The organism is Paenibacillus sp. sgz302190, from assembly GCF_059820445.1.
Window position 1 is genome coordinate 23048 of the sequence record NZ_JBZYAO010000048.1, and the last position, 17904, is coordinate 40951.

17 protein-coding genes are annotated in these 17904 nt (G+C 51.2%); 7 read left to right on the forward strand and 10 right to left on the reverse strand.

Features of this window, described 5'->3' with window-relative positions; translation table 11 throughout:
* Positions 1-88 precede the first annotated feature (88 nt).
* The 6 genes from AC6RNO_RS32630 to isdC form a co-directional block, all read right to left on the reverse strand.
* Positions 89-490: a hypothetical protein gene (locus AC6RNO_RS32630; protein ID WP_474682980.1), complete on the reverse strand. Its 402-nt coding sequence runs from the start codon at positions 488-490 to the stop codon at positions 89-91.
* Between the two features lie 360 nt (positions 491-850).
* A complete protein-coding gene (locus tag AC6RNO_RS32635) occupies positions 851-1627 on the reverse strand; it encodes an ATP-binding cassette domain-containing protein (protein WP_497107971.1) in 777 nt (258 codons plus the stop codon).
* Complete coding sequence (locus AC6RNO_RS32640) at positions 1617-2600, reverse strand: iron chelate uptake ABC transporter family permease subunit (protein ID WP_497107972.1); 984 nt, start codon at positions 2598-2600, stop codon at positions 1617-1619. The genes AC6RNO_RS32635 and AC6RNO_RS32640 overlap by 11 nt, the downstream gene beginning before the upstream one ends.
* A gap of 45 nt (positions 2601-2645) precedes the next feature.
* Positions 2646-3566, reverse strand: a complete 921-nt coding sequence (gene isdE / locus AC6RNO_RS32645; RefSeq protein ID WP_474683035.1) for a heme ABC transporter substrate-binding protein IsdE — start codon at positions 3564-3566, stop codon at positions 2646-2648.
* A 29-nt stretch (positions 3567-3595) separates the two neighbouring features.
* Positions 3596-4711: an S-layer homology domain-containing protein gene (locus AC6RNO_RS32650; protein ID WP_497107973.1), complete on the reverse strand. Its 1116-nt coding sequence runs from the start codon at positions 4709-4711 to the stop codon at positions 3596-3598.
* Positions 4708-5412, reverse strand: coding sequence for a heme uptake protein IsdC (gene isdC / locus AC6RNO_RS32655; RefSeq protein ID WP_497107974.1), 705 nt, complete (start codon positions 5410-5412; stop codon positions 4708-4710). Before isdC ends, AC6RNO_RS32650 begins: the two co-directional genes overlap by 4 nt.
* 1048 nt (positions 5413-6460) lie before the next feature.
* Here isdC and AC6RNO_RS32660 point away from each other — a divergent pair.
* The 6 genes from AC6RNO_RS32660 to AC6RNO_RS32685 all read left to right on the forward strand — a co-directional run bounded on the left by AC6RNO_RS32660 (position 6461) and on the right by AC6RNO_RS32685 (position 13008).
* Entirely contained in the window at positions 6461-7411 is a 951-nt protein-coding gene (locus AC6RNO_RS32660; RefSeq protein WP_497107975.1) for an ABC transporter substrate-binding protein, read from the forward strand.
* A gap of 4 nt (positions 7412-7415) precedes the next feature.
* Positions 7416-8414 (forward strand): FecCD family ABC transporter permease, encoded by a 999-nt coding sequence (locus AC6RNO_RS32665; protein ID WP_488435649.1) that lies wholly within the window; start codon positions 7416-7418, stop codon positions 8412-8414.
* Positions 8411-9538: a heme oxygenase gene (gene isdG / locus AC6RNO_RS32670; protein WP_474682973.1), complete on the forward strand. Its 1128-nt coding sequence runs from the start codon at positions 8411-8413 to the stop codon at positions 9536-9538. Before AC6RNO_RS32665 ends, isdG begins: the two co-directional genes overlap by 4 nt.
* Positions 9539-9927: 389 nt before the next feature.
* A complete protein-coding gene (gene rpiA, locus AC6RNO_RS32675; protein WP_497107976.1) occupies positions 9928-10611 on the forward strand; it encodes a ribose-5-phosphate isomerase RpiA in 684 nt (227 codons plus the stop codon).
* A gap of 126 nt (positions 10612-10737) precedes the next feature.
* Positions 10738-12690, forward strand: a complete 1953-nt coding sequence (locus AC6RNO_RS32680; RefSeq protein ID WP_497107977.1) for a helicase C-terminal domain-containing protein — start codon at positions 10738-10740, stop codon at positions 12688-12690.
* Positions 12691-12711: 21 nt separating this feature from the next.
* Positions 12712-13008 (forward strand): DUF6509 family protein, encoded by a 297-nt coding sequence (locus AC6RNO_RS32685; protein WP_497107978.1) that lies wholly within the window; start codon positions 12712-12714, stop codon positions 13006-13008.
* Positions 13009-13750: 742 nt separating this feature from the next.
* On the opposite strand, the gene AC6RNO_RS32690 is transcribed toward AC6RNO_RS32685, so the two are convergent.
* From AC6RNO_RS32690 to AC6RNO_RS32705, 4 genes are all read right to left on the reverse strand, one after another.
* Positions 13751-13999 carry a hypothetical protein gene (locus AC6RNO_RS32690; RefSeq protein WP_497107979.1) on the reverse strand — a complete coding sequence of 83 codons (249 nt, stop codon included), beginning with the start codon at positions 13997-13999 and terminating at the stop codon, positions 13751-13753.
* A 152-nt stretch (positions 14000-14151) separates the two neighbouring features.
* Positions 14152-14319 (reverse strand): Imm70 family immunity protein, encoded by a 168-nt coding sequence (locus tag AC6RNO_RS32695; RefSeq protein ID WP_497107980.1) that lies wholly within the window; start codon positions 14317-14319, stop codon positions 14152-14154.
* Complete coding sequence (locus AC6RNO_RS32700; RefSeq protein ID WP_497107995.1) at positions 14285-14362, reverse strand: hypothetical protein; 78 nt, start codon at positions 14360-14362, stop codon at positions 14285-14287. Before AC6RNO_RS32700 ends, AC6RNO_RS32695 begins: the two co-directional genes overlap by 35 nt.
* A 43-nt stretch (positions 14363-14405) precedes the next feature.
* Positions 14406-14918, reverse strand: a complete 513-nt coding sequence (locus AC6RNO_RS32705) for a hypothetical protein (RefSeq protein WP_497107981.1) — start codon at positions 14916-14918, stop codon at positions 14406-14408.
* A gap of 634 nt (positions 14919-15552) precedes the next feature.
* Between AC6RNO_RS32705 and AC6RNO_RS32710 the strand changes: the two genes are divergently transcribed.
* The gene (locus tag AC6RNO_RS32710; protein ID WP_497107982.1) at positions 15553-17796 is read left to right on the forward strand and encodes a helix-turn-helix domain-containing protein; all 2244 of its coding nucleotides are present in this window, start codon (positions 15553-15555) and stop codon (positions 17794-17796) included.
* Positions 17797-17904: the final 108 nt, after the last annotated feature.

The window sequence follows — 17904 nt, forward strand, 5'->3', positions numbered from 1 at the left end:
CAAACGCAAACGCCAAAGCGAAAAGCGGTCGTGGAGACCGGCTTTTCACCTCGGCAGATTGACTTTTCAGCGTGTCGCAGACACGATATTATTTCCAGTGAATGGTAAGATTGTAAGTCTGCGAATGAGGTCCGGCATTCACATAAAGCTGTGTGTCAATGTCTTCCGACGGATCGGAGTTAGTGAAAGTGAACACCGAGTTGCCGCTGGCATTAATCGTTTTAGAAGCAGTGACAAACGTGCCGGAGCCATTGTCAGCTTTCAAATCCCCATAGTTGTCGCCCGACAGCGTGATGGTAACTGTCGTTCCTGTTACGTCTGCAGAACCGACGATATATCCATCTACATGGGAATTATAAGGAGATGTGGCGCTTCCGTTGTAGTAGAATTGATACGATTTACTTGCAGCGAAAGCAGGAACTGCAAAAGCCAGCACTAGAACAAATACCAACATCATCATCGAGAAAGATTTTTTAATGGACAAATTCATTTAACAAACACTCCTTCATCATTTTATTATGTTTACTGCGGAATGACCCCGTGCAATTCTGTCGTTGCAAATCTCTTTCAAGCAATGTGGTTAACCAAGCCCCCTTCCACCGGGTACTCGTGAATGCCACGAAAACACTCGCTATCCAAAGATAATGATAATCATTATCAGTGATGTTGTAAAAAAAAAGCTTCTGTGGCTGAGACGATCCGATCAGGCCAATAATCGCTGTCTCTTCACTGTCAGAGCATCGAAGATGTGTGCACCATCTGCCGACACCCCTATATTACTATATACGACCCAAAACTTGTCAACCTCTTTTTATCATTTCTTCAAAATAATCCTATGTTAAATTTTACCTTAAATACCTATAGGGATGACGTTGAGCCCGGCTTCCTCATCCGCCCTGACGACAGACCTCACCCCATAGACAGACCGGATCGTTTCTGCCGTAATAATATCGCGAGGAGCGCCTTGCAAATGGACACGACCTTCCTTCATCACTACGATATCGTCGCTATACCGGATAGCCTGATTAATATCATGCAGCACCATCACGATCGTCAATCCGTGCGACGCGTTTAAACTCCGAATAAGCTCCAACACCTCGAGCTGGTAGTAAATGTCCAGAAATGTAGTGGGTTCGTCCAGAAATAAAACGGGTGTTTGCTGGGCGAGCGCCATCGCAATCCACACCCGCTGCTTCTCGCCGCCTGACAGCTGATCCAGGGCAGCTTCCCGCTTCTCAAGCAAATTGGTGCAGTGCAGCGCCCAGTCCACGGCCTTTTCATCCTCTTCCCCATGCATCGAGAACAGCCCTTTATGCGCACTACGGCCCAAATGAACCAGCTTCTCCACAGTCAAGTCGAGAGGCGCTTCATTTTGCTGATGGACCACAGCAAGCTTCCGGGCAAGTTCCCGTGGCTTATAGCCGGCAATCGCCTTGCCGTCCAAAATAACTTCTCCGCTGCACGGCTTATAGTTTTGGGACATCACGCCAAGCAGTGTCGATTTGCCGCAGCCGTTAGGTCCGATGATCGTCGTAATTTTGCCGTGCCGAAAACTGCAATTGATCTCTCGGAGTTGAAGCCGCCCAAGCTTCGGCTCATACGAGAAGCTTAGCTGCTTAATGTCCATAGACGCGATCACTCTTCCTGAGTAAAAATATTAAAAACGGCCCTCCGATAACGGCCATAATAATCGAGGCCGGAATTTCCGCAGGGGCAAGTACGGTGCGGCCCAGCGTGTCCGCCGTCAATATCAGAAGCGCTCCCGCCATTGCCGAAAACGGGATCAGCAGCTTATGATCCGAGCCGACGAGCAGACGGGCGATGTGAGGGACAAGCAAACCGACAAACACGATTAAACCGCCGATCGCGGTTGCAACAGCAGCGAGCAGCACAGCGACGGCTGATATCCACAGACGGGCTTTGGACACGTTGAGTCCCGCATTTTTGGCGGATTTGTCCTGCAAAGCGAGCAAATTGCACCAAGGGCTCACGATCCACGCTAACAAGAGCCCGATTACGCCATAAAACAGCATAATCCGGACATCTCCCCAATTTTTCATCGTGAAGATGGAGGTCACCGCCTGATTAATGCTGGTAACCGCATAGCTGCCACGATAGTTGAATGACTGCCCCAACCCGCTGAAAGTAGCATTAATGGCAATGCCGACGAGAATGATGCGAATCGGGTTCAAGCCGGACTTCCACGCGAATGAATAGACGAGAAAGCAAGCCAGAGCTCCACCCAAACAAGCGAATAAAGGCATCCAAAAAAACAGATTCGGAAAAATGGATACGGTGAGAATGGAAACAAAACCCGCTCCCGAGGAAATTCCGATCACGCCGGCATCCGCCAGTGAGCTGCGCATGACCGCCTGAAGCAGTACGCCGGAGACGGCCAGCGCCGCCCCTACAAGCGATGCCACAATTATGCGAGGCAGCCGCAGATCGCGTATGACCTCCACCTGCTTGTCAGTTCCCGTCAACAATCCATGGAGCAGCCGTGACCCGCTCACCTGAATGCTGCCCGTGCAGGCGGAATAGATCAAGACCGCGAGGAGGAGCACAATGACTCCCGATATACTCCATACTTTTTTATTCATCTCAGGCTTCCTTCGTTAGTAGTTGACGCATGTTCAGAGATTCGTTCAGGGAAACAACATTTTTACCGTTGCATCAAGTGCTTCCCCTACAGCAAAATTTCCCGTAGTTTGGAACAGTTCTTCCGGCAAGTCATACACCCTGTTATTTTGCACAGCGGAAAAATGCTTCCAAATATCGTTCTTCTTAAACTCCTTATCGAACATTTTGACGACTTCCTCCGGCATACCGTGGGCGGCACGCAGAATCACATCCGGGTTCGACTTCTGCAAATATTCCGTGTTGGAAGCCAAATATTCCACCTTTTCGCCTTCCACGACATTTTTCCCGCCCGCCAGCCTTACCAGGTCACCGATATAGGAGTTTTCCGTCGCAACGAGATAACTGCCCGGCACGCCAAGCAAAATAAGCACCTTCGGCTGCGGTTTGCCTTCGATTTGCTGTTTGATCTGTTCAACCTTGGCCTTGTACCCGTCTACCAGAGCACCCGCTTGATTTTGCCGCCCGTACCGCTCTCCCATATCGAGAATCGCTTTGTTCATTTTGTCCAGGCTGGTGAAATCCAGAAAGTTGGCTTCCAGGTTGGCATTTTTAAACATCGGAGCAAGGTCGTATTCAAGCGTTGTTACGGACAATATTTCCGTCGGCTCAAGCGATTTGACGATCTCCATATTGGGGGCCATCGGGTTTCCGACCTTGGTCACTCCATCGTAACGTTTGGGCAAAACCTTCGAGCTCGTAGGAATTCCGACCAAATCCAGATCCAGCGCATCGGTGAATTGGGCTGCCGCCACAGTCGTCGATACGATCCGGTGTTTCCCGGCGTCGGCCGCGGCCGGTTCCGCAGTCTGCGCGTTTGACGCAGCCGGCACTTCTCCGCTTGGCGGCTCGCCAGCTGCCGAATTGCCGGCGCAGCCCGACAAGAGTAGAGCCATCGCAAGGAATGAACCGCTCATCCATGTTTTCATATGCATGCTAACTGGACCGCTCCTTTCGATCATTTCGCGCCTTTGATCAGCGCCATGATCAGACTGACGGCCTCGGCCCTCGTCGCGCTTTCATCAGGAGCGAACAAATTGTTGTTCCTTCCGCTAATGACCCCCGCTTGATAGGCTGCTGCTACTTCCGCTTGCGCCCATTTCGGTATCAGATTCGCATCCGACAAGGGCGGAAGCGCATTGGCATCCACCTTCAGCTTCAACGCGCGAACGACGATGACCGCCAGCTCGGCCCGGCTTATTCTGCGGTCGGCACGGAACGAACCGTCATCGTATCCTCCGATAATGCCCGCTTCGACGACGGAGGCCAGATCAGGCTTAACCCATTCGGGAATGCTCGCCGCATCTGTAAAGCTGAGCGGCTGCCTCCCTGCTTCAAGCTTCAACGCCCGGCTCAGTATCGCTGTGAATTCCGCCCGGTTAATTTCGCCATCGGGGCGGAAAGTACCGTCTTCATACCCGTTTACGACATTGAGCCCTACAGCCTGCTCCACGGAAGCCCGCGCCCAATGATTGTCCAGATCCGGGATGCTCGCGACGGCCGGTTTCACTTCCTTGCTTGGCGGCTGGGCGGTGCTCCTCGGAACTGCCTTGAGCGTCGATTTATCGAAAGTCAGATCGATATCGTATTCGTGATCGTAGAGAAACTCGGAGCTGACCTGCCAATAAATTTTTACCCAGCCCTTAACCGTAGCCGTCAAGTCTTTGACCTCGAACTGCACGGTGCGCGTATTGCTCTGTTCGTCGGAAGCGACCACCTCCGGCGATGCCAAACTTCCTGCGGTTTCAAGTTTGAAACCCGTTATTTCCTTGCTTTGTTTCAGCGTAATCTGAACAAACATTTTCCCGCCCTTGACCAACAGCCGGCCGGGATTTACGACATATTGCTGCATGACCGATACTTGATCGGTATTGAACTTATGGAATTCGTAAGCCATGCTGTAGGTGCCGTCGGCAATGCCGTGCGGATTAGAAGCGACGGTAGTGGCGCTGACCGTTGAACTTCCTAGCCCGCCAGCAGGTTCCAGCGCATGGGCAAGCGGATTTTGAGCGGATGCGAGTAAAGTAAATATCACTGCCGAAGCGGATACGGTTTTTAAAAAGCGTGAGTTCAACTTGATCTCTCCTCCTTGGTTTTTTTAACTTTTAGCTGGTAGACAACAAACAAGCCCGAAACGGCTAACATGCCTGCCAAAAGCGCGATAGGGGCTTCGTCTCCGGTTTGCGGATTCGTGACTGCTGTATTTGCTTGGATGGAATTCGTTTTGTTGGAGTTCGTTTGGACGGATTCTGTTTTGACGGGGGGCGTTTTGCTACCGGATGTATCTTTATTTTTCGTTTCGCCCTGCGCAGCTCCGGACCCCTTAAGCGATTTTTGATCAAACATAAAGCGGATCGTATAATCGTGGTCATAATCGATCTCCGGCACCGTTACGTGAATTTTCGAAAGCAGCGGTTTGCCGAGGTCTTCGATCTTGAACTGAACTACACGCGTATCCTCGCCCTTATCGCTATGGATTACCTCTGCATCGGGAAAATCGCCGCCCTTCGCCGTTTTGAATGCGGTGATCCATTTGCTGTGATTCATTTGAATTTTGCCGGTAATTTCCCCGTTGTTCACCTGCAGCACAGCCGGCTTTTCAAAATAATCATTAGCCATGGAGACGGACTCGTTCTCGGCTTTTGTAATGACATAGTCGATCTTGTATGTGCCGTCCGACAGGCCGGAAGCCGCCTGGGCAAAGGGTGCAGTCGGCATGTGCAGCATCCACAACAGCGCTATGACATACAATGGTAAAGTCAACCTCTTCTTCATCGCCTTGCTTCTACCTCCAACTCTATTCTTAGAAAGATAATGATTATCATTCTCGACGGGTTGATAATATCCTACTCTTTTGGAAAATGTCAACTCCTTTTTATCATCACATCTGGGTAATCATTCCAAAAATATGTTGACAATGATATTCATTCTCATTTAAATTTAATGTTGAGAATGATTATCGATTTACTGCTTATGCCACCGGCGGCGTGGGGGCTTTTGGATCGACTAAACCGAGGGGGCCATGATTGAGGGGCGGAACAAGCAGCCGTTCATGAAGCGGCCCAGCGGGGCGAAAGCCTGTAAAAGTGCAGGCTGCCCGAAAAGTCGCGACACTCAGTTAGGGCTATGGGAAGCAGCGAGGGCCCTAATTGGAGGGACAGCCGCTTTTTCTGGGCGCACACCTCCTTGTGAGGTCGCGGAACTGAACAAATGGCCAGGAGGCATCGTGCTAGGGAAAAAACCTGCGAAAGTGCAGGTTTTTCCTCCGAACTTGGCTTATTTTAGCGAAAAGCCTGCAAAAGTGCAGGAATTTTTGCTGAAAGTGAGCCTGAGCCCCTGTCCCCGCTGAAAAGCCTGCACATTTGCAGGAATTGTTCGTGGCCAGCGATCAAGGACGCAGATTCCTGTATTTTTGCAGGTTTTCTTCGAGCAGCCGGGCAGATTGTAGTTATCGCCACTGACGCGGGGTTTTTCAACAGGCTTTTACAGCGTAAGCGGCAGAGTTGATGAGAAAGCCTGCAAAAGTGCAGGAATTTTCGCCCGAGATGGATCCGAGCCCGGGTTTAGGCGGCAAAGCCTGCGCATCTGCAGGAATATTATGCTGCAAGGCAATCAGTGGGCCAAAAAGCTGCACATTTGCAGGTTTTCTGCGGAATTGCCGAGCAGAAGCGCTAACTCTAGCGGGGCGAGTCGAACGGCCGATGCTGCTGATCGGCGAACTGCCCCGAAAATAACTGGCGATGCCCCCATTTTCATCCTCATGGGTGCCGCCCGGCGCCGGCGGATGGGGAGCTTTTGCAGCAATGACAGGAGGATTAGGTTCTTGAGAAATACGGCGTTTTTAAGTCCCCTATTAGCGTTCTTGCTCCTCTCGGGCTGCGGGCAGCCCTCCGGAGAAGGATCCGCAGCTGCGGCATCCTCCGCCTTGCAAGCGGTGACCGTCAAGGATTTTGCCGGGAGAAGCGTTTCATTTAGCGAGGTGCCGAAAAAAGTAGCTGCGCTGAGCAACGGCGAATTGGATATTGTATACGCGCTGGGGGCCGAAGTAGTCGGCAGACCTGCCTCCACCTCGCCCGTGTGGGTAAAAGAAGCGGAAAAAGCTTTGCCGATCGGCTCCGCCCACGGTATCGATCTGGAAAAAATCGCCCTGCTCAGCCCCGATGTCGTGCTCGGCAACAATCCGATGAACAGCAAGGATATACCGTCCGTCGAGTCTCTCGGCGCCAAAGTCGTGCTCTCGTCGGCCAATTCCATTGACGATATTAAGAAGCAGATTCAGCTTATCGGACAGCTGCTGCAAAAAGAAACCAAAGCGGCCGAACTCATCAAGGGAATGGATGAAAAGCTGCAAGCTTATGCGCCCAAGGATGGCGCTCCCAAGCCCCGGGTTCTGCTCGTCTACGGAGCTCCCGGCACGTATATGGCTGCGCTGAACAATTCGTTAAGCGGGGATATTTTGGCCAAGGCCGGCGGGGACAACATTGCGGCTGATTATCCGAAGTTGGAAAGCTATCCCCAGTACGCGCAGCTCAATACGGAAAAAATCGTAAAATCGAATCCGCAGCTCGTGCTGCTGATGAGCCATACGAACCCGGATCAGGTAAAAGAAGGCTTCATGAAGGAAATGTCGGAAAATGCAGCCTGGAGCAGCCTGGATGCGGTCAAAAACAGCCGGGTCGAGGTACTTCCCGCCGATCTGTTCGGAACGAACCCGGGAACGCGAGTGACAGAATCGCTTGAAATTTTGCATAAGCTGCTGCAGTCGGTGAAATAAACCTATGAATCTGGAGCAGCGCAGTTTTCGCCGAAAATGGGGGTTCGTTATCGCTCCCGTCCTCTTGCTTGCCGTTACTTTCTATGGCCTCACTTACGGCTCCGTCCCGATTTCGCTTCATGAAATTTGGGAGGTGTTTACCTCCGCCGGCGGGGCGCTTCAGCATAAAATCGTGATGAACCTCCGGCTTCCCCGCGTGCTGATCGGGCTGTTGGTCGGAGCCTGTCTTGCGGCATCAGGCGCGCTCTTGCAAGGCGTCATGAAAAACCCGCTCGCAGATCCGGGCATCATCGGAGTGTCCGCCGGCGGAGGACTGGCTGCGATCATGTCCATGATCGTATTTCCGCAGCTCAGCTTCCTGCTGCCTGCGCTTGCTTTTGCCGGAGCTTTCGCCACATCGGTGTTCATTTACTTATTGGCTTGGAGCAAAGGCTCTTCACCGCTGAAAATCGTGCTGGCCGGCGTTGCCATCAACGCGCTGCTGGGCGCCATCACCAACGGGTTCATGGTGATTTACAGCGACAGGGTGCAAGCTGTCCTCCCCTGGCTGTCCGGCGGTCTTAACGGCAAAAGCTGGCATCATTTATCGTTCATGGCCCCTTATGCGATTGCAGGCCTTGTGCTGTCCCTGTTCGCCATTAAACCGGCCAACCTGCTGCTGCTTGGAGACGATGCTTCCAAACTGCTCGGACAGAAGGTCGAATTTCAGCGGTTTTTGCTGATTCTGCTCTCCTCCCTGCTGGCAGGAGCCGCCGTCAGTGTCGCCGGCCTGGTCGGCTTCGTCGGTTTGGTGGTCCCTCACGCCGTCCGGCTTTTGGTCGGGGGCGATTACCGTTTTTTGCTCCCATTGTCCGTTGCGGGCGGGGCTGTTTTGGTCGTATTTGCCGATACGTTGGCCCGTTCGGCCTTTGACCCTATCGAGCTTCCGGTCGGTATTCTGCTGGCCGTGCTGGGTGCGCCATTCTTTTTATACTTGCTGAAGAAACGGGGAATGTCGGGATGAGCGCTGTCGAAACGAAGCAAATCGAATTAGCTCTCGGAGGTTTTGAGCTGCACGATCTGTCTGTGTCGTTCCCGGTCGGAAAAATGACGGCCATCGTCGGCCCGAACGGTTCCGGAAAATCCACACTGCTCAAAATCATCAGCCGGCTGCAGCAGCCGGACAGCGGAGATGTCGACGTATACGGCCGATCCATTAAAGCCTACAGCTCCTTGCAGTTCGCTCAAACGGTAGCCATGCTTACCCAATCCAAAGAGCAGCTGCCCGAACTAACGGTCAGGGAGCTGGTTGCATACGGACGCTCGCCCTACAAGCGGCTGTTTGACCGCATGAGCCGGGCCGATCATGAAATCGTGGACTGGGCGCTTCAAGCGACCGGCACCGCAAGAAATGAAAACCGCATGTTTCATACTTTATCGGGAGGTGAGCAGCAAAAAGTACGGATCGCCATGGCTTTGGCTCAACAAACAAATATTCTCCTGCTGGATGAACCGACGACTTATCTGGACATTGCCCATCAGTTGGATGTGATGGAGATGCTGCAGGCGGTTAACCGGGACTACAAGCTTACCATTGTAATGGTGCTCCACGATCTTCAGCAGGCGGCAGCTTACTGCCATTACATGATTGCCATGAAACGCGGCAAGGTCGTTCAAACGGGTGAACCGAAGGAAATGTTGACCAGCCGGTTTTTGCAGGAAGTCTATCACATTGATGCCAGGGTCAAGTTCGAAGACGACTACCCTGTTATTATTCCAATGAAACCCAAACCCAAGGAGGAATTATCCATGATTATCGTAACCAACACTTCGCAAATCAGGAAAGGCGAGGCTCACAAACTGATCGAGCGCTTCGACAAGGTAGGCAAGGTCGAATATATGGAAGGCTTTCTTGGCCTGGAAGTGCATTTGACGGAAAGCATGAAGGAATACGATGAAGTCAGCGTCGTGACGCGCTGGAACTCCAAGGAAGATTTTAACGCCTGGACGAAAAGCGATGCTTTCCGGGAATCCCACTCCCATCGGACCATACCTGAATACATCATTTCGAACAAAATTACATTTTATGAAGTGAAAATCGTCCGCAACCCGATCACAACAGGCGATGTTTCTTCATCCGCCAGCTAATCAACCGATCCTTTGGCCGTGCAGATCTGAACGCTGCACGGCCATTCCGCGCTTTTGTCCCGCTTCGGACCCGCCATAGAATTGACCAACCCCGTAAAAATTTGCCCCGTGGCTTTGCATCCTTCTCTTTTGAACAAGTTCGCCTTTTTCGCTTCGGTGGAACAAATTCCACCGTCTGCTCGGCGCCTATTTATCTCAATATTAAATATTTTAATTTTAAGATAATTGAGCAAAACTTGTGCCGAAGAGGTAAAATACAATCATGAACATGATTTCAATTGATCCGGCATGCCAAAGCGAAACGGGACACCTTCGCGCTGGGTGAAATATTTTCTCCGGAACGGCTACAATAATTAAGGAAGGAATTCATCAAAGGAGAGGACAAAACTATGGACGGGAAACAAGCTGCAGGCGAGAAAGCCGCGGAATACGTGCAAGACGGAATGCGGATCGGACTCGGTACAGGTTCAACCGCTTATTGGACTATTCGCCGAATCGGCGAAAGGGTGAAAGAAGGGCTGCGCATCCAGGCTGCGCCGACCTCGAAGCAAACCGAGCGGCTGGCCCGCGAATGGGGAATTCCCCTGCTGGAGCTTTCCGAAATTACCGCTCCGCTTGATATTACGATCGATGGCGCGGACGAGGTGAACCCTCGTTTCGATCTGATCAAAGGCGGCGGCGGCGCGCTGCTGCGGGAAAAAATGATCGCCTCGTACTCCGCCCGCTTCATTGTCGTCGTCGATGAGACGAAAATGGTCCAGGCTTTGGGGGCGTTCCCTTTGCCGGTTGAAGTCGTTCCCTTCGGCTGGGAGCTTACCGCCAAGAGAATCGCCGATATGGGCTGCACGCCTGTATTGCGGAAGTCGGATCAAGCTCCGTTCGTTACAGATAACGGAAACTATATTTTGGACTGCCGTTTTCCGGCGATCCATTCCCCTTCCGAATTGAACAGCCGGCTCAATATGCTCCCGGGAGTCGTTGAAAACGGTCTGTTCGTCCAAATGGCCGATCTGGTCATTGCCGGCCGTTCGGACGGTACGGCTCAGGTCAAAGAGAGCAGCGGAAAGCTGTAAGCGGGAGGGCTCAGTGCGCCTTTAATCGCAGGAATATGAACGGTGATTGATCATTTTCTTTGCTTTTATTGCGGCAGCATGTGATAATATAATGTTCATACTTTCGATCATGGAGGCACGGCCACAGTGGAGCGGTATCCTTTTACTTATGAGCATTCCAAGCCTTTCATTCAGCAGGTGGGCGAATGGGTTGCGGATGTGTTTTACGATATATTGCCGGAATCCGGCTTTGAGGTGCGCGACGAGCAGATTTATATGGCGTTCCAGTTGGAACGTGCGTTTGCCGAGAAGCAGACGATTTTCGCAGAAGCGGGAGTCGGGACGGGAAAAACGCTCGTATACTTGCTATATGCGATCTGCTACGCGCGCTATATGAAAAAACCGGCGGTTATCGCCTGCGCGGACGAGTCGCTGATCGAGCAGTTGGTCAAGCCGCAAGGCGACCTTGCCAAGCTGGCGCAGCATCTGAATTTGGCGGTTGACGCGCGGCTGGCCAAATCCCCCGATCAGTACGTATGCCTGCAAAAGCTTGACAGCGCAAGGTTCGGGTACGAGGATGTGGAGCTGTACAAAGACCTTTACGACCGTTTGCCGGATTTCGTTCATTCTTATGAGGCTCTGCAGTCGTTCTACGCCTACGGCGACCGGAAGGACTATCCGCATATGGACGATACCGCTTGGAACCGAATCGGCTGGGATTCCTTCCAGGATTGCTTCGTCTGCGACAAACGGCACCGCTGCGGGCAAACGTTGTCGCGCGACCATTACAGGCGTGCTGCGGACTTGATCGTCTGTTCGCATGATTTTTACATGGAGCATGTGTGGACGTATGAGGGACGGCGCCGGGAAGGCCAATTGCCGCTGCTGCCGGACCACTGCGCCGTCGTTTTCGACGAAGGCCACCTGCTGGAATCCGCCGCGCAAAAAGCGCTGACGTACAAGCTCAAGCATGCCGCTTTCGAAGAGCTGATCACCCGCCTGTTAAAAGGGGAGATCCGCGAGTCGTTGGCTATGCGGATCGACGAGGCGATCGAGCAAAGCGAGTCGCTGTTCGCTCTGCTGGAACGCCAGTGCAAGCCGATAGCCGGCTCGAATCTGCTGCAGATCGAGGTCAGCGATTCGCTGCTGCGCGAGATCGATTTGTTTTGCGCTTTGCTCGCGACCATCGAGGAGGAGCTTGTGTTTGAGAGCGAGCTTTTCACGCTCGACGACTATCAGCTTCGCATCGTCGAAGAGCATATGGAGATGATGCAGAAGGCGCTGCAGCTGTTCCGGCAGAAGGAAAATCCGATCTGCTGGGCGTCGAAAAGCATAACCGGCCTCACCCTCGTCATCATGCCGAGAACGGTAAAGGAAGTGCTGAAAGAACGGGTCTTCGCTTCCCGGATGCCGATCGTATTTTCTTCGGCTACGTTGTCTGTCGACGGCTCCTTCGACTTTGTCGTGAACAGCCTGGGCGTCAAGCGCTACCTGTCCTTCACCGTCGATTCGCCTTACGATTACCGGCAGCGAATGAGCGTCATCGCTCCCAAATGGCCTTCGGGCGCCGGGACGTTCGCGGAAAAAATGCAGGCAGCCGCACAATTGCTGGCACGGACGGAAGGCAGAGCTTTAATCCTGTTCCGGACACAGGAGGAATTGCAGCGTTTTAAAAAAGAAATCGCCTGCTTCCCGGAGTGTGCGGATATGCGCTTCCGGTTCGAGGGAGACGGCGAAATCAGCCATTTGATCGCGGCGTTTCAGCAAGACGAGCCCAGCATCCTGTGCGCGGTCAGCTTGTGGGAAGGGCTGGACGTGCCCGGGCCGTCGCTGTCCAATGTAATCGTGTGGTCGCTGCCTTTTCCGCCGCACGATCCGGTCTTTATGGCGAAGCGCCAGGCGGCGGCGGACCCTTTTGCAGAGGTGGATCTGCCCTATATGCTGCTGCGCCTGAAGCAGGGCATCGGCCGCCTGATCCGTACCCGCGAGGATAGCGGGATTATCGCGATACTAGGCGGGGAGCTGCACGAATCGGCAGCGCTGCGCGCTCACGTTGAAGCGCTGCTGCCGGAAGGCGTGCTTTTGCAGGAATCATTTTGAATAGAAGAGAGATGAACATTTATGCTGACCATTACCGGATATACGGTCGAATTTATTAAAGACCCATTCGGCATTTTGAACGGAAAGCGGTACGAGTTCCTGATCGATATCGAGGTTCCGGAAGACGACGAGCTGTATACGGACAAAGGCCTGTACGTGCGGGTCATTTACAGCGTGGAGGAAAACCGGGAGGGCATCGTGAAGCACGAGATTTTTGAAAAAAGCACGGAGCAGCTGCTTGATTTCGAGCTGGAAAACGACGAGGAAGCCGTCGTAGCCGCTTTTTGCAAGGAACACTTCTCCGAAGCGGAGGAGTGAAAGCCGCGTGCGGGGCGGCGACGATGCGAAGCCGCGCGCGGGGAGCTGCGGGCGGGGCAAGGCCGGCGGCATGCAGCGCAATACCGCGCGCGGGGAGCTGCGCGGCGCGGCAAAACCGGCGCGCGGCAACTTTTACGCAGCCGCGGCTTTGTGAAGAGGCCGGCTGGGCGACACGCCCACCCGCCGGGCAGCGCCGCAACGCGCGTCGTGAGAGGCGCGCATTGGGAAAAACCTGCAATTGTGCAGGTTTTTTCTATGTAAATGGCCCATTTGGAGAAAAAGCCTGCAATTGTGCAGGAATTTCCGATCAGGAGGGCCCCAGGTTCAATTATTTGCAGAAAAAACTGCAGATTTGCAGGAATATTTCGAAGCCGGCGCATCCAGGAGCAAAAAGATGTATTTTTGCAGGTTTTCTGCGCTTGGCCAGTGACTTTTGCGTTCTAGCATTGACATGATGGATTCATTATGCGGGATTGCTCTGCTTACGAACAGGTGTGATTGGTTTGACGCTTACATTCTTCAATCTCAAGGACATATTTATAGTATTTGGTTTTAAAGAGGCTCCGGATCAAGCCGCGGCACTATCGTTTGCTAGATTCGCATTTCAAAGGTTACATTTTTTCTTGACAGTCTCAAATTAATGCATTGTTTAACCATTTCTCATCCATGTAGAAAAAACTCTCCATGCTCACATATCTGCGAACATGGAGAATCAAATCTAAAGAAAGAATCGCAAAATTTTTTATGATAACCCCCGTATAATAAGTTCAATCAATAATTTAGGTTTATCAGCATTTAAAACCCGCATACCGTGAGTTTTGACAAATTCCTTCACAAAATCCCATTCCTCTTTTTCAAGCAACAACTCTACTTCCCTTAAAAGTCCTTTAATATGTTCTTCATCTTCAGTATTCTTATAGTTATTCACCACCTCGAGTGTTTCTTCAAAATTTACACCCGGAATTAAGTAACTTTCCCACGCTAATCCCACTTTCCCATAATATTGGAAAAGAAGTTAAAATATAAAAACCTACATCAATATTCGGATCTCTTTTTATGTCCTTTCAACTCGTGCAAATCAAGCATTGGATTAGGTCAAAAGAAAAGGGTGTTGATTAATATCCAACACCCACGAATTACAAACTATAGACTTTCGATTTCTAAGTTACACTTTCGTTGATTGGCTTGTTCTATGGCTTTAACCATAACTTCAAACAAGTTTTTCCCTTCGCTAGTAACGAAATAATCAGATAAATTTGTGATATCAGTACTTATCTTATCGCCCCAAGGGGGCTTTTTTGGATAAATCATCTATATCCCAAATTACTTTATCAGGAGCGTAGTTCTTTAACAAAATTCGTATCTCATTTCATTCGTCAGGGACTCTCGAAGAAGTATCATTGTAGTCTATCAGGTCCTCGTTTCTCCCATAATTTCTCTACTTCTTCTGGTATTTGTTTTTTCAGCTCTGAGTAAAGATCCCTATAAAAATTATTAATTTCTTCTACCAGATCATCATAAAAACAGTGTATATTTTGCCAGTAAGGATTTGATTTAGCGCCGGTAACATCGGACTTCAAAATTGAACTATAAATCATATTTCCTTGACGAGTAAAATGATATACTGGACCTCCTTGTTCTGGTACTTGATAAATGAAAGAGCTGAAATTTGAAACTTGCAATTCTTTCAACAGCATTTTAAATATGTCTGTCCAATCAAAAATATCTACATCATCTGGTCCGAAATAGCCCATACTAGGCATTTTTTTACCTTCCATAATCACTTCTAGTCTTCCCTTGACGTATATATTATTTTGACCATATTTTGATATCGGCAATCTGATTCTAGGATTATTCTTATCGGCAGTCCACAGTTCTGAAAATTTAAAAATCACTGATTTATCATTCATTTCTCCGTTCCTCCAAAAAATAATGGCTCCTCGCCATTTGAGGTGAGCTAATAGAAAAATAAAGTCTGCTTGACATGGAGCCCCTGCTGGCATGATTTTATGCGAAGAGCGAAGCCCCGTAAGGCTTCGCATGGCAGGCTAGCCTATCATGCCCGCCCCTCCATATAAAGCCTCCTAAACTCAAAACCCACATCGTTTAGCGAGGATACAAAATAATTAGGTTCATCGAATTAAACGTTTTATCATGGAAGTAAAGGGTAGGAAGTGCTGATGATAAACCCATGAATATTTGAAGAATCTTTCTTTATCCAGAAATAAAGAACACCCCATTTTTATATAACTATGCAAAGAATTCAACATTCATCATTATACCTATTTTGTATATTATTGTATTTGGCGAATTGTGTCGAAAATTACTGAATTGTTTGTACAATCTGTGAAAGATCCCCGCCCTCCCCTGCTCTCCCCGACCCTGCTTTGTCCCGCCTTGTCCTCCCGCTTTCCCCAAAACTATTTCACTCGCGTCGACTCGTTTCATGACAATAAAATCTTAACATCCCGAAAACACAGGGAAAACATAGCGGCTCATAATGAAGGAGGAAGGTTTTGGTTTTAAGCGAAGGAGGACGCGTGTGTGAATAAGTCATGGTACAAACAGTTGCTGCTCTCGTACTCCCCCATTTTATTCATCGCTCTGTCCGTCATGATTCTGATCACGGTTATTTGCGTCAGCGAAGTGTTCAAGCAGGAAGCCGAAAAAGCAAGCCGGATTTCCATGCAGGTCGTGACGGATACCATGCAGACGACGCTGAAAGAAATTGAATATAACGTTGCGGAAGAAGTGAACACGAACCAGCAGATTCAGCATTTTTTTGAGCGTACGCGAACGGGTAATTCCGGGTTTGTGCTTTACGATACATCCATGGAGCTTAAATCGTGGCTGCGCAAAAATTCTTTTATCGACTCGGTTTATTTGTACCGTGCGTCCGACGGACTCGTGCTGACTCCGGGCTTGACGGACAAGCTGTCCAGTTTTCCCGATCGCGCTTTTATTGAGGAAGCGGCTGCCAAGCCGTCTCTTGATGAACGTAAGTGGTCGCCTGTTCGGTTTTACAGGGAAAGCGAGCTGGACTCGGGGAAACAGGTCATTTCCCTTTACAAAAACGCCCTGCTTCCGTTCGGGAATGACGGGTTGTTCGTCGTCAATGTGCGGGCGGATTCGCTCATCGGCCTGGCCCAGCGCATGATCAATCATGACATTACGCATTTGGAAATTTGGAGCGACGGAGTGCGGATTGACGCACCACAACCAAACGGACTGCCGGGAGAGCAAAAGCTCAGCGGCAAAATCGTAACGAACTACCTCTCCGCTTATACCGGCTGGCGGTTCGTCAGCGGATTGAAAGCATGGCCGATGCTGGGCGGGCCTTCGTACGTATCGATCATCTGGATTGCCGCCGGGATCATTGTGTTTATCGGCAGCGGTATCCTTTTGGTCATCGCTACAAAACGAAACTACAAGCCGCTGGAGCAAATCGTAGAGCGCATGCAAACGATACATGCACCGGCTGCGGCTTCCGGCGGCAAGCAGGATGAATTCGATTTTATCGGCAAAGCGCTCGACAAGCTGATTGACCAGACCAACCTCTACGAGAAGCGCCATCTGGAAGACAGGGTCATTCGGAAAAAGCAGCTGTTCCAGGACCTGATTACGGGCGAACGGGCGATTGCCGCGCAGGAATGGCAGGAAAGCTTGACGGGGTACGGGATGAACCCGGATTTTGAGGGGTTTGCGGCCGCTATTATCGAAATCGATCACTATCCCGATGTACAAAAGCAGTACAACTCCCGGGAACGAAAGCTCGTGCGCTTTGAGCTGAGCCAAGTGCTTGGCGAGCAGGCCGAACGAGACGGGCTGAACGTCTGGACCGAATGGGTAACAAGCCGCCGTTTGGCCGTACTGCACTTGACCTCCGGGGAAGACGGCCATTTTCCGCATCTGCTGGAAGCTTTCCGTTCCTGGGCTTCGGAGCAGCCGGGGCTGACGGTTACTATCGGGCTGGGCAGTCAGGTGAAGGATTTGCCGGACATCCGCAGCACTTGGGACGAAGCGCAATTGGCGCTGCAATATAAGATGTCGTTCGGCGCGAACCGGATTATCGCCTACGATAGGCGGCTGCTTCAGCAGGATGATGAGGCGAGCTACCGCTATTACGAAATCATTCGAGAGATCGTACAGCAATTCAGGCTGACCGCGCTGGTGTGGGAACAGGAATTTGACCGTTTGTTCGACCACCTGACCCGCTATCCGTACCAGGATAATCAGATCATCGGCATCATGCGCCGCCTGACGCATATGTTCAAGCGGGAATTCGAGGACTTCTCGGGCGAGGGAAGAGAGGCTTGGTGCGAGCAATTTTACCCGCGGATGCTGACCGTCCTGGAAGAAGCGGAAACCGTCGATGAATTCCGCAGCGGCTTCCGTCTTGTTTTAACCGAATGGTACCAGGAGTACGCCTTGATTCGGGAGTCCGGCCGTTATGCCGCCATCATGCACGAGATGAAGGCTTTTATCGAAGCCCATTACGGCAATCCGGATTTGTCCCTTCATTATTTAAGCGACAAGTTCACGGTGAACAGCCGCTACTTCAGCCAGCGGTTCAAGGATGAATTCGGCGTCAAATTTGTCGATTATTTAGTCGGCCTGCGGATGGATCATGCCAAGCGGATGCTGACCGAAACCGATGATATGGTGCAAAACATTGCCCTGCAGGTAGGCTACACGCATGCCATTTCTTTCGGACGCACTTTCAAAAAAGTGGTCGGCATCACTCCCGGCGATTACCGCCGTATCATGCAAACACAGGCGCAGCCGTAAGGCCGCGCAAGTGGCCCGCCCCGCGCGGCCCATACACCGCTCTGAGTGCCAGAGCGGCGGTCGGATCGTTCGAGAAAGCCTAGGCACTCGGCTGAGTGTGCCGGAAGG